We start from the raw sequence: 12149 nt of genomic DNA, 5'->3' as shown, positions 1-12149 counted from the left end.
GACTGAATGCAATGGAAAAGGTTTAATTTGTTGTTAACTGGGATTCTATTTTTTTTACGGCATGATGATAGGATGCCTTTAATGCACCTACTGATGTTCCCAGTATTTCTGATATTTCTTCGTATTTTAATTCCTGAAAATATTTCATTTTAAAAACCAGTTGTTGTTTTTCCGGAAGTGTGGTAATAGCTCTGTGTAAAGCAATTTGGATTTCATTTCCATCAAAATAGACATCTGATTGAAGATTATCAATGGCTTTACTCTGTAAAGTCTCTGACGAAATACCACTTTTTCGGGCTTTTTGATTTAAAAAACTCAGCGCTTCATTCGTAGCAATACGATACATCCAGGAAAATAATTTGCTTTCTCCTTTAAATTTGTTCAGATTTTCAAAAACTTTAATAAATGTATTTTGTAAAACATCATCAGTATCATCATGATTCAATACGATATTTCTAATATGATTGTATAAAGGCTTTTGATAGGTACGCAACAACTGCTGAAAAGCTTCATTCTGCGTTTTCGGATTTAATAATTGTTGTATGAATTCCTTTTCGTCCGGCAAAGTCTTTTGTTGGGTTAGATATAAAAGTAACGCAAAGGTTTAATAGGGTGAAAAATTAAAATTCAAATTCCTCATCTATTGCTTTTGTTTTTGGTTCTTCAGCAGGTTTCGTTTTTACCGGTGCTGCTTTTACTGGAGCAGCTTGTACTGGTGCTGTTGTTGTAGGAGCAGTAGTTGCCGGAGCTGTTGTTGTTGGAACTGCTGTTGTAGGGTAGTATGTTTTTACCGGAGGAATTTCCTTTGATACAATAGGAATATAAATCTCAGTAACCCATTTAGATGGATTTTTGACATCTTTCTTACTTGAAGTATAGACTTCCAGATGTGAAAAAACAGGATTTGGAGTTAGTTTATTTTGGTTTAAATAATTAACGGTTTTGTTGTAAGCAGTTTTTAAATGCGAATAATCTCCGGTTAAAGTAGTTTTTACTCCTTCAAAAGCATCCAGTTTTCCCGAAACAATATCACTACCGGCACTCAGGAAGATAGCTTCGCGAATGCTGATTCCCATAGTTACTTTAGTAAGTTTCTTAGCAGTATCATAGGTATGATAAATAATAAAAGGTTTACCATTAATAACAATATTGTTTTCTTTGCAAAAATCAATTAGTTTAGGAATTACAATTTTAAAATTTTTATTCACTTTACTAAATTCACTTGTAAATGTCTGTCCGATATAATTCATCATCGGTTTTTTTACTATTCCATTATCAATAGTCGAAAACGTGTTGATTTCGTAATCTAAAGCTTTGTCTAAATTAGCTAAGCTTTTTTCATACATAGCCCCAATGATTCTATCTGTACCGCCATTTAAAGCAGCATAAATTTTAAATAGAAAACTCATTTTTCCCTGTGTTTTCCAGGTTACTTTTGTTCCTCCTATAGTATCTTTAAAATTCCAGTAAACGGTCGAATGTGTTCCTTCAAATTGCATAGTTTGTACAATACTATCATTTTCTGTGATTCGGATAGTGCGCATTTCGCCATCGCCATTTTTTCCTTCCCAGCTGTAAGAAGCACCTTTACCGATAGTATTTTGGGGATAATTTACTTTTATTTCCGAATCATCATTGGTCCAGGAACCAAAATCACTCCAGTTTCTATAATCGTTTACATAATTATAAACAGAGGCTTTGGGAGAATTAATAACCTTACTTCTTTCTACAAGGAAATCTCCTTTTTGAGTAGCTATAAATATCGATAATGCCACAAGGCTGAGTAGTAATAAAAGAAAGATATATTTTAAAATTCTCATAATTAATTGATTATTTTACGTTGTAAAGTTAGAAATTTTATCAATATGCAAGACTCTGAGTCTGAAAATTAAAAATAACTGCACTTTACGCCGCTTCTAAAATCAAAAAAAATGCTGTTTTTTATCTTACGTTTTGATTGAATGTAGTGAGAGGGGAAATAAAAAGAGAATTAAAGGAGTGTTTAATTGTTTGTTATTGTGTGTTTTATATTTGGTTTGCTTTTTTAAATATTATTTTTTTAAATAAAAAAGAGTAAACGGTGTTTCAGGTTTAATGCCTAAAAAATATTTTTATAACAAACAGAATTCCAATAAAAATAAAGAAACCAATCAGGATTTTGTAATTTCCTTTGTAAAAAATCTTATGAGTTTGAATGTCTTTTCGATAAGAAAAAATCATAACAATGATAAAAGCGATAAGAAAACAGATTGCAAATACTAATTGACCCTGACTAAACATAATTTTAAAAATTTATTGCAAAAATAAGTAAATGTTTAGGATTAGTTGCTAATTTGCATTTCATTTAATCCATAATAATTATGCAAAAGCAAATCAATTCTGTTAAAGAATTTCATACCGCATTTGGGATAGGTCACAGTGAAGTTCCTATTGCCAACTTAGGAGAAGCAAAAAACATACTTCGTTATCATTTAATGAAAGAAGAAAACGAAGAATATCTGGAAGCAGTTAAAAACAATGATTTAACAGAAATAGCCGATGCTTTAGGTGATATGATGTATATTTTGTGCGGAACCATCATTGAACACGGACTTCAGGATAAAATTGAAGCTGTTTTTGATGAAATTCAACGAAGTAATATGAGTAAGTTAGGACAAGACGGACAGCCTGTTTATCGTGAAGACGGTAAAGTAATGAAAGGTCCTAATTATTTCAAACCCGATTTTTCAAAAATATTAGCTGATATTTAAATCAAAAAAGGCGATTTTCAGATTTGAAAATCGCCTTTTTTCTATTGGTTAAAGAAAAAAATTATATTTTAACTGTCCAGTCAAATGGATCTTCAGCTAATTTATGCTGAATATTAGTTAATTTTTCTTTTAATTGTAATGCAATTGAATTCTCGATTTTAGGTAATTCAAAATACTCTTCTTTGTAAGCAAATCCTTTTATAGGACTCACTACTGCAGCAGTTCCTGCGCCAAAGATTTCTTTTAAACTTCCATTTTTGATACCTTCCGTTAATTCAGAAATCAAAACAGGACGAACTTCCATATTGATTCCTTCTCTTTTTGCCATATCAATAAGGCTTTTTCGGGTTACTCCGTCTAAAATTCTTTCGCTGGTAGGAGCCGTAACTAAGGTATCGTTGAATCTAAAAAATACATTCATTGTTCCTGCTTCTTCCAGTTTAGTATGCGTCGCATCATCAGTCCAGATAATTTGTTGGTAACCCTCTTTATTAGCTAAGCTCGTAGGATAAAATTGTCCGGCATAATTTCCAGCTGTTTTTGCTGAACCAATACCGCCATTTGCAGCTCTACTGTAATGTTCAGCAACAAGAACCTTAACTTCTCCTGAATAATATGCTTTTGCAGGAGATAAAATGATCATAAATTTATATTCATCAGAAGGATTTGCTACAACACCAAAACCTGTTGCAATCATAAAAGGTCTGATGTAAAGCGTATTTCCTAAGCCTTTTTTTATCCAGGCTTCGTCTAATTTCAATAATTGATTAAGTCCTTCAGTAAACAAGGATACAGGAACTTCAGGCATTGCCATTCTAACAGCAGAACTGTTAAAACGTTTTATATTTTCATCTGGTCTAAAAAGCCAAATGTCATTATTATCATCTTTGTAAGCTTTCATACCTTCAAAAATAGCTTGTCCATAATGGAAAACTCTTGAAGAAGGATCCATCATAAAAGGAGCATAAGGTTTGATAGTAGGAGTTTGCCATTCACCATTTTTATAATCACATTCAAATAAATGATCTGTAAATACAGAACCAAAATTAATGTTATCAAAATCTACTTCGTTAATTTTTGTATTTGGGGCTTTTATAATTTCAATTTTACTGGCTTGAGTGGTACTCATAATAATATGTTTTTTGTTTTTTCTGAATGTATAATGTAGCTTAAGTATAAAATTTCACTTTATGATGAACTAAACTTTGATTACTGCAAAATTAAATAAAAAAGGACAAAATGCTTGCTAAAACTTTAATAATTGTTACTATTGGATATGATTTTCGTATATTCAAAAAAAAACAAAAAAAAACACAATCTTTTCTATGAAATATTCAATAAATCAACGCTTTTTACCATTTTAAACCGTATGTTTTAAGTAATTTTGGGAACAATTATTACCCAATCTAAATATAATAAAATTGAAGAGAGAAATTATACAAACAAAAGATGGTTCTACCACAATTCATTTAGAGGAATGGAATGAGAGTTATCATTCTAAACACGGAGCCATTCAGGAAGCCCGTCATGTTTTTATAAAAAACGGTCTTTCGTTGTTTAAAAACAAATCTGTTTCTGTTTTAGAAATTGGATTTGGAACCGGACTGAATGCTTTTATTACTTTTTTAGAAGTTCCAAAATTAGGTCAAATCATTGATTATACCGGTGTAGAGGCTTATCCTGTTGCTCCGGAAGAAGTCATATTGATGAACTATGTTGCCGAATTAAATGCTTCGGATCAATTGTTTATTTTTGAACAAATGCATCAATGTAACTGGGGAGAGCAAATTAAATTAAATGATGTTTTTTCATTGACTAAGAGAAAACAGTTTTTTCAGGATATTGATGATGTTGCGCAGTTTGATTTGATTTATTTTGATGCTTTTGGTTACCGTGTGCAACCGGAATTATGGAGTACTGAAATTTTTAAAAAAATGTATGATGCACTAAAGGAAAATGGAGTTTTAGTAACCTATGCAGCCCGCGGAGTCGTTAAAAGAAGTATGATAGAAGTAGGGTTCAGGGTTGAGAAATTAGAAGGACCTCCGGGAAAAAGAGAAATGTTCAGAGCATTTAAATAATGTTTAAAGAGGATGGAATTAATTTTGTCAGGAAATAATATAATTCAAAAAAATACGTTAAAAGAATAAAAAAGTGTTTTCAAAATGCATATTTTTACAAAGCCTTAAAATTGATGTTTAACCTAAAAATTATTGATGCATCATGTCAAAAATCATGTTTGATTATACGAAATCGATATTAGAAAGAGTTAGTTTTGATCCTGTTCTTTTTTCTAAAGAATTAGAAAAAGCAATAAAAACACTCTTGCCTTATGAATTAGAACAATTGAAAGAATGGTTAACATCTTTTATTATAGAAAAACCGGAGCTTCAGCCTTCTTTGTTAATTGTAAATATTTAAATTAAGAATCTTGTTTGATAATTTTTAAAACAATTTTTTTAGAAAAAAATAAATTATAATCTTTTACATTTAGCCAGAATGGTAAAACAAAAAAACAGTTTCACTAGCTACTAGTGAAACTGTTTTTTTTATATCTCTTCTTTTGTGTTCAAGGTCTTTAAACACACGTTAAAAAAAATAAAATTCCGGATAAATTAAAGGGATAACTTTGTGTCTTTTTTAACGGTTTTGGGTTACTAATCAGGATTTAATTTTTGTAAATTACACTACCTGATTAACAACAATTTTAATCCTAATTTGACATGCAAAGAATGATTTATGATTATACCAAATCGGTATTGGAAAGAGTGAGTCATGCTCCTGACTTATTTGTAAAAGAGCTTAAAAAAGCCGTTAAAAATTTATTACCTTATGAATTAGAGCATCTTAATAACTGGCTCAACTATTATACTAAAGAAAAACCGGAACTGCGAAAATATCTTTCAGCAGTTGAAATAAAAAATGCTAAACCAGCGTCAAAAATGTAGCATTTTTGACGCTATTTTTTCTGAAGCGGACTAATAATTTGCACATTCTGGAAAACAATGGCTCCTTTAATTACTCCTGCAATCGTGCTTCTTAGAGCTTCTATAATTTGTATTTTTAATTCGCTTTTTGGAAAAATTAAACTCACTTCTCTTGCCGGTTTTGGCTCAGCAAAATGACGTAGCTTAATTTTATCAGATTCCTTTAAATCTAACGTATGTAAATAAGGCAGAAGTGTGGTTCCTAAACCTTCATCAGCAAGCTTTATTAAGGTTTCAAAACTCCCGCTTTCTATCTGAAAATGATTGCCTTCGTTTCGGGTGTTGTTTTTACATAAATTTAAAATTCCGTCTCTAAAACAGTGTCCGTCTTGTAATAATAAAATTTCATCCAGATTTAAGTCACTGATTTCAATTTCTTTTTTCTGAAAGTTATGATGACTTTCAGGGATATACGCTACAAAAGGTTCAAAATACAATACAATTTCTTTTATCTTTTCTTCCATTAATGGAGTAGCAGCAATAGCAGCATCTAAATGGCCATTATTGAGTTTGGTAATAATTTCTTCTGTATTTAATTCTTCAATGATAAGTTTTACTTTGGGATGTTTTTTTATAAAATTATTTAAAAACATAGGTAATAAGGTAGGCATAATGGTAGGAATAATGCCTAGACGAAATTCGCCGCCAATAAAACCTTTTTGTTGTTCTACAATATCCTGAATTCTATCGGCTTCATTGACAATATTTTTAGCCTGAGTGACAATTTTTTGTCCAATATCAGTAAGTTGGATGGGTTTTTTAGTACGGTCAAAAATTTGGATATTCAGTTCATCCTCAATTTTTTGGATTTGCATACTTAATGTGGGCTGTGTTACAAAACATTTTTCGGCGGCAAGTGTAAAGTTTTTGTGTTCAGCTACAGCTAGTACATATTTAAGTTGGGTGATTGTCATAAAATAGATGTTTTTGATACAAATATAAAAAAACAATCAATTTAACTTATGGTTGATTAGGTGCTTTTTTTCTGTTTCTCTACTTTACGGGGTATAATAATAATGTTAATTTTTTTAAAAAAATAGTGTTTCATTAGGATAAATTTGTTTTTTTAAGTTTAATTTTACCACTATGAAATTAATAGCACATTTTTTTTTATTTCTTTTCATTGCTTTTTTGTCAACTCCTACAATTGTAAAAATGATAGAAAAGTCTACTGATACTGCTATGTTTTATAGTTTATCAGAGGAAGAGCATGCAAAAAAAGAAGTGAAAAATTTAGTTTATCTGGAGACTTCTGCTGTAGTGTCAGAATTAAAAAAGACACTGGTAAAAAGTTTAATTCTTTCTACAAATTTATCGAAACATGATAATGTTTCTAAATCGATATTTACTCCTCCACCTGACAGAGCATGACACTTTTATGGAACATTTAGAATTTTAACTGTATTTAAGTAATAGGGTTTCAATTCATATTATAAAATATAATTGTATTATGACAAAAAAAATTAATCTTTTTGCCAACCTTAAATCTGATTTTGCTTCAGGTTTAGTGGTTTTCTTGGTAGCTTTACCATTGTGTTTAGGTATTGCAATGGCTTCTGGCGCGCCACTTTTTTCAGGTATTATTGCAGGTATAGTAGGAGGTATAGTTGTGGGCTATTTGAGCCAGTCTCATATTAGTGTTTCCGGTCCTGCTGCTGGTTTGACCGCCATTATTCTTACTGCAATTACTGATTTAGGAGCTTTCGATATCTTTTTATGTGCCGTTTTTATTGCCGGAATTATTCAGTTACTATTAGGTTTTGTTAAAGCCGGAAGTATTTCTAACTATTTCCCCACTAATGTAATTGAAGGTATGCTTGCGGGTATTGGAATTATAATTATTTTAAAACAATTGCCACACGCTTTTGGTTATGATGCTGATTTTGAAGGAGATCAGTCTTTTTCTCAAATGGATGGAGATAATACTATATCATCACTATTTAGGGTTTTTGATCATTTTCAGTTAGGTGCTATAATTGTGACTTTAGTTTCTTTAGTTATTCTTATTTCATGGGAGAAAGTCGCTTTTTTAAAGAAATTTAAATTAGTTCCCGGAGCTTTAATTGCTGTTATTGCCGGTATTATTTTAAATGAAATCTTTCTTAGTACAGGCAGCTCATTAGCTATTGCAAATGAACATTTGGTTTCATTGCCTGTTCCTACTTCAATTGATGACTTTAAAGAAATTATTGTTGTCCCTAATTTTTCAGGATTGACTAATCCTAAAGTCTGGACTATTGCAATAACGATAGCGGTTGTAGCTTCCATTGAAACATTATTATGTATTGAAGCTTCAGACAGGCTCGATTCGCAAAAAAGATATACGAATACAAATGTGGAATTAAAAGCCCAGGGTGTTGGTAATATTATCAGTTCATTATTAGGCGGATTACCAATGACTTCGGTAGTTGTAAGATCATCAGCAAACAGTAATGCTGGTGCAAAGTCTAAAATGTCTACTATTATTCATGGTGTTTTATTATTAATAAGTGTGCTGGCTATTCCTGTAATTTTAAATAAAATTCCATTGGCTACTTTAGCAACCATATTAATTTTAGTTGGATATAAATTAGCTAAACCTGCTACAATTAAGCATTTTTGGGAAAAAGGAAAATATCAGTTTGTTCCTTTTATAGCCACTATGATTGCCGTTGTTGCTACTGATTTACTAAAAGGAGTAATGCTGGGAATCATTATCAGTGTCATTTTTGTTTTGAAAGGAAATTTAAAAAGAGCCTATACTTTCAAAAAAGAAGAATATGCTGATGGAGACATTATTCACATCGATTTAGCTCAGGAAGTTTCTTTCCTGAATAAAGCAGCAATTAAAAGCACTTTAAAATCAATTCCTGAAAATTCAAAAGTTATAATTACAGCTCATGATACGGTGTATATTGCTCATGATATCTTAGATTTAATTAAAGAATTTAAATCTACCAGAGCTGTAGATGAAAATATTAAAGTAAAATTGAAAGGCTTTAAAAAAGCATATCAATTAGAAAATACAGATGAAATTCCAAATCATGTTACCATTGAGCATTATTATGATGTAGCCAAAAGGGTAGTGGTAAAAAAAGAAGTTTTCTAAAACGGTTGGAGTCAGAGAGAAAAAAAATAAATACTATAAAATAAAATTAAGATGGTCGATTTTTATAAAAAAATATTAGATAATAATAAAGAATGGGTTGAGAAAGCATTAGAGAAAGACCCTAATTATTTTGCAGATTTGGCTAAAGGACAAACTCCGCCCTTGTTGTGGATAGGATGTTCTGATAGTCGTGTACCGGCTAACGAAATTATTGGTGCTAAGCCGGGTGAGGTTTTTGTACATCGAAATATCGCTAATATGGTTGTGCATTCTGATATGAATATGCTTAGTGTACTGGATTATGCTGTGAATGTTTTAAAAGTGAAACACGTTATTGTTTGCGGACATTATGGCTGTGGAGGAATTAAAGCTGCAATGGGAAATCAATCTATAGGGATTATTGATAACTGGATCAGGCATATTAAAGACGTTTATCGCATGCATAATGTGTATTTGAATTCAATCAAAGACGAAACGGAGCGTTTTAATGCTTTTGTTGAAATCAATGCTAAAGAGCAGGTTTTTGATTTAGCTAAAACTTCAATTGTACAGGGAGCCTGGAAAAACGGACAGGATTTAACCTTGCACGGTTGGGTTTACGGATTGAATTCAGGATTTGTAACCGATTTAAATGTAAATATTAGTTCGAATGTTGAGCTCGATGAAGTTTACCAATTAAGCTTATAAACAAAAAAAAATCGCCATCAGGGCGATTTTTTTTATTCATTATCTAAATTTTCATTGAATGCAGAAGGAAGTAATGTAGGGATAAACTTTATAAGAATTGGAAGTAATAAGCTTCCGCCGGGAAGTAAAAAAATAGTTAAGGATGGAATTGTTTTACAAATATCCAATAATTGTTTTTTTACTTTCTTTTTTTCTTTTTCATTTAAATCTCTGCGGGTCGAATAAGCTAATAAAAGCATCAATTCCTTACTGCCTACAATTTCTTTGATTAATCTGTTTTTATTGCGACTAATGAGGGTAATAACATTTTGCGTTGTTTGATCATAAAAATGTTTTACCGGATTTGAATAATTAAAATAAGGGATTTGTTTTTTATATTGTTTTATAAAGATATCTGTATTTGTTATACTCTCAGATACAAAATCAGCTGCTACTTTAATATTTTGAGCCAGTTTGTGTAAAAAATAAATTTCTTCATTTTCAATTTTGCCATCACTCCATAATGCCATACCTGCCATATCAATCAGGTAGTATTTTTCTAAATCAGCTTCAAAATAGTCTAAATTGAGTTCTTCTAAATTTAACGCAGTAATTTTAGAAAACTTACTGTAGCGTACAGATGCCTCAAAAAGCTTGATCAATAAATCATCATAATTAGATTTATTAGTTTTTATTTTCAAAGCTAAACTCACAATATTGATTACTGCTTCTTCAATTTTTTTTAGATATTTTTCAGGTATTTCTCCATGAATTAAATATTGTCTAAAAGCTAAAACATCTATAAAAAGAAGTGCATTCGTCACAATATGCGAAAAATTCTTGTTGATAATATCTACATTCGTCTGAACCCTGTTATCTATAATTTTTTCCAGATTTAAAGAAGCAGAACCATTAGGCAAAACCTTTTTAAATAAATTGAATCCCTGAGGATGCATTTTATCATAAAAATCAAGACACTTTTTGATAAAAGCATGACTGTCAAAATCATGTGTTGTTAACCCATAAATTCCATATAGAGTATTCAACAGGGAAACTTTAGGTTTCTCATTTTGTACCCATCCTGTTGTATCAATAAAATTAGGAGTTTCAAATGAAATGATATGCCCATAGATAAAACCGGTTGCTCTGATTTTTTTATAAAATAAATCAGTATCCAGCAAAACATCCTGTTTTGTGAATCCCTGCGTGATAAAAAATTTATCAATCCAACCAGATGCAGAAGGGTTAATCATACTCTTATTTTGATGCTACAAAGCTATGTGTTTTTATGGTTTTATTTTATAAGTTATCTTTAATTAATAATCAATTTTAGTTAATTTTCGAATTTTATATTTTTCAGAAGCCAATGCTAATAATTTCCTTTTTTATTTTGATTTTTCTCCTACAAAATGGTTCGTTGGTGATTTAAATAAAATATTAAAGGAAGTCAGACTTCCGTATATTCTGGTAATGTATTGCTGTAAATCTATTTTTTCAGTTTCTTCTAATTTGCTCGAATTGATTTTCTGTTCCATGACACGAATCCGGTCTCTGACCATTACAATTTTATGAAAAAAAGTATCAATAGGGATTTCTTTTGAAGCTAATCCGGCTTGTCCGGGTTCTAAAATCATTTTTCCGCCTTTCCACTTATCACCAATAGGTACAATTTCGGAAACATCCGACCATTTTTTCAGAAGATCCCTTAAACTTTTCTCTACCTCTGAAAAACTTACTGTGTCTACTTCATTTTCAGCTGCTTCGATAATCTCAAAATTATCATCTAGCGGAATTGTTTCTAATCCGTTTTCAATAAATGTTACCCAGTACTCAGTTGATGATACATTGGTAATAACTCCTTTTCCGTATTCAGAATGTGCAATTCGGGAACCAATTCCTAATATTTTCATATGATTTAGTTTTTTTCTAAAATAGGAACAATTTTTGTTATTTCAAAAAAAGGAAGTTCAGCTTTTATAGTTGCAATTTATGTAATTAGAAATACTATATTTATAGTAGTTTGTGTCTTGTGAATCAGCACGCAAGGATTGATAATTTTAAAAATAAGGAAATATGAAAACATATAAAATAGCAGTTTTGTTTCTTCTTTTTTTTAGTTTTTTCACTGTTTTTGCTCAGGAAAAAACGAGAAAACAACTTAGAACAGAGCAAAAATTAGAAAAGCAAAAAGAAATAGAAAAGTTAATTGAAGCAAAAGAATTTGAATTTGTAGCTCAAAATTCGAACTCGCAAATTTTTAGATTCATCGATTTAACTGCAAACCCCAATTTTATCCGATTTAAACCGGATTTTATAAAAAGTGAAATGCCTTTTTTTGGCAGGGGTTTTAGTGGTTTGGGCTATGGGACTAGTGATACCGGACTTAAATTTGAAGGAAAACCTGAAAAGTTTGAGGTACGAAAAGTTAAAAAAGGCTACCAGATTGATGTTGAGGTCAAAGGAAAGCAGGATTATTTCAATATGACACTTTCGGTTTCTTTGGAAGGTAGCGCTACATTATCAATTATAAGTAATAATCGGAGTCCAATTAATTATTTTGGCGCTATTTCAGCCATAGAAGAAGAAAAGAAAGAATAATATAAAAGCAAAAACGTCTTGACAATAAAGTAAGACGTTTTTTTATGCTTTAATTTGGAG

General features: G+C 30.7%; 15 protein-coding genes. 8 read left to right on the top strand and 7 right to left on the bottom strand.

The window, feature by feature from the left end; all coding sequences use genetic code 11:
• Positions 1 to 22: 22 nt before the first annotated feature.
• The 3 genes from BUB89_RS10615 to BUB89_RS18235 form a co-directional block, all read right to left on the bottom strand.
• Positions 23 to 565 carry an RNA polymerase sigma factor gene (locus BUB89_RS10615; RefSeq protein WP_073244852.1) on the bottom strand — a complete coding sequence of 181 codons (543 nt, stop codon included), beginning with the start codon at positions 563 to 565 and terminating at the stop codon, positions 23 to 25.
• Positions 566 to 620: 55 nt separating this feature from the next.
• The gene (locus BUB89_RS10610; RefSeq protein ID WP_073244850.1) at positions 621 to 1820 is read right to left on the bottom strand and encodes an SRPBCC family protein; all 1200 of its coding nucleotides are present in this window, start codon (positions 1818 to 1820) and stop codon (positions 621 to 623) included.
• Positions 1821 to 2091: 271 nt separating this feature from the next.
• Positions 2092 to 2280, bottom strand: coding sequence for a hypothetical protein (locus tag BUB89_RS18235; RefSeq protein ID WP_073244842.1), 189 nt, complete (start codon positions 2278 to 2280; stop codon positions 2092 to 2094).
• A gap of 80 nt (positions 2281 to 2360) precedes the next feature.
• Here BUB89_RS18235 and BUB89_RS10600 point away from each other — a divergent pair, with 80 nt between their 5' ends.
• Positions 2361 to 2750, top strand: coding sequence for a pyrophosphohydrolase domain-containing protein (locus BUB89_RS10600; RefSeq protein WP_073244840.1), 390 nt, complete (start codon positions 2361 to 2363; stop codon positions 2748 to 2750).
• Between the two features lie 61 nt (positions 2751 to 2811).
• Here the strand turns inward: BUB89_RS10600 and BUB89_RS10595 are convergent, their stop codons facing one another.
• On the bottom strand, positions 2812 to 3879 hold the full coding sequence (locus BUB89_RS10595; RefSeq protein WP_073244838.1) for a branched-chain amino acid aminotransferase: 1068 nt from the start codon (positions 3877 to 3879) through the stop codon (positions 2812 to 2814).
• Between the two features lie 292 nt (positions 3880 to 4171).
• Between BUB89_RS10595 and mnmD the strand changes: the two genes are divergently transcribed.
• The 3 genes from mnmD to BUB89_RS10580 all read left to right on the top strand — a co-directional run bounded on the left by mnmD (position 4172) and on the right by BUB89_RS10580 (position 5698).
• Positions 4172 to 4831, top strand: a complete 660-nt coding sequence (mnmD, locus tag BUB89_RS10590; protein ID WP_073244836.1) for a tRNA (5-methylaminomethyl-2-thiouridine)(34)-methyltransferase MnmC2 — start codon at positions 4172 to 4174, stop codon at positions 4829 to 4831.
• A gap of 142 nt (positions 4832 to 4973) precedes the next feature.
• A complete protein-coding gene (locus BUB89_RS10585) occupies positions 4974 to 5171 on the top strand; it encodes a hypothetical protein (protein ID WP_073244834.1) in 198 nt (65 codons plus the stop codon).
• A gap of 302 nt (positions 5172 to 5473) precedes the next feature.
• Positions 5474 to 5698 (top strand): hypothetical protein, encoded by a 225-nt coding sequence (locus tag BUB89_RS10580; RefSeq protein WP_073244832.1) that lies wholly within the window; start codon positions 5474 to 5476, stop codon positions 5696 to 5698.
• Positions 5699 to 5709: 11 nt separating this feature from the next.
• Here the strand turns inward: BUB89_RS10580 and BUB89_RS10575 are convergent, their stop codons facing one another.
• Complete coding sequence (locus tag BUB89_RS10575) at positions 5710 to 6651, bottom strand: LysR substrate-binding domain-containing protein (protein ID WP_073244829.1); 942 nt, start codon at positions 6649 to 6651, stop codon at positions 5710 to 5712.
• Between the two features lie 241 nt (positions 6652 to 6892).
• On the opposite strand from BUB89_RS10575, the gene BUB89_RS10570 reads away from it, so the two are divergent.
• The 3 genes from BUB89_RS10570 to can all read left to right on the top strand — a co-directional run bounded on the left by BUB89_RS10570 (position 6893) and on the right by can (position 9512).
• Positions 6893 to 7108, top strand: coding sequence for a hypothetical protein (locus tag BUB89_RS10570; RefSeq protein ID WP_234982624.1), 216 nt, complete (start codon positions 6893 to 6895; stop codon positions 7106 to 7108).
• Positions 7109 to 7187: 79 nt separating this feature from the next.
• Positions 7188 to 8825, top strand: a complete 1638-nt coding sequence (locus BUB89_RS10565; protein WP_073244825.1) for a SulP family inorganic anion transporter — start codon at positions 7188 to 7190, stop codon at positions 8823 to 8825.
• 51 nt (positions 8826 to 8876) lie between these two features.
• Complete coding sequence (gene can, locus BUB89_RS10560) at positions 8877 to 9512, top strand: carbonate dehydratase (protein ID WP_073244823.1); 636 nt, start codon at positions 8877 to 8879, stop codon at positions 9510 to 9512.
• 32 nt (positions 9513 to 9544) lie between these two features.
• Here can and BUB89_RS10555 read toward each other — a convergent pair whose 3' ends face one another.
• Both BUB89_RS10555 and BUB89_RS10550 read right to left on the bottom strand, forming a co-directional pair.
• The gene (locus tag BUB89_RS10555) at positions 9545 to 10744 is read right to left on the bottom strand and encodes an LETM1-related biofilm-associated protein (protein WP_073244821.1); all 1200 of its coding nucleotides are present in this window, start codon (positions 10742 to 10744) and stop codon (positions 9545 to 9547) included.
• Between the two features lie 132 nt (positions 10745 to 10876).
• Positions 10877 to 11401, bottom strand: coding sequence for a hypothetical protein (locus BUB89_RS10550; protein WP_073244819.1), 525 nt, complete (start codon positions 11399 to 11401; stop codon positions 10877 to 10879).
• Between the two features lie 163 nt (positions 11402 to 11564).
• On the opposite strand from BUB89_RS10550, the gene BUB89_RS10545 reads away from it, so the two are divergent.
• Positions 11565 to 12089, top strand: a complete 525-nt coding sequence (locus tag BUB89_RS10545; RefSeq protein WP_073244817.1) for a DUF4251 domain-containing protein — start codon at positions 11565 to 11567, stop codon at positions 12087 to 12089.
• The last annotated feature ends 60 nt before the right edge of the window (positions 12090 to 12149 follow it).

It is taken from the genome of Flavobacterium flevense (assembly GCF_900142775.1).
Taxonomy (GTDB): domain Bacteria; phylum Bacteroidota; class Bacteroidia; order Flavobacteriales; family Flavobacteriaceae; genus Flavobacterium; species Flavobacterium flevense.
Note: the sequence above shows the minus strand (reverse complement) of the source record. Positions and strands in the feature narration are given on the sequence as shown.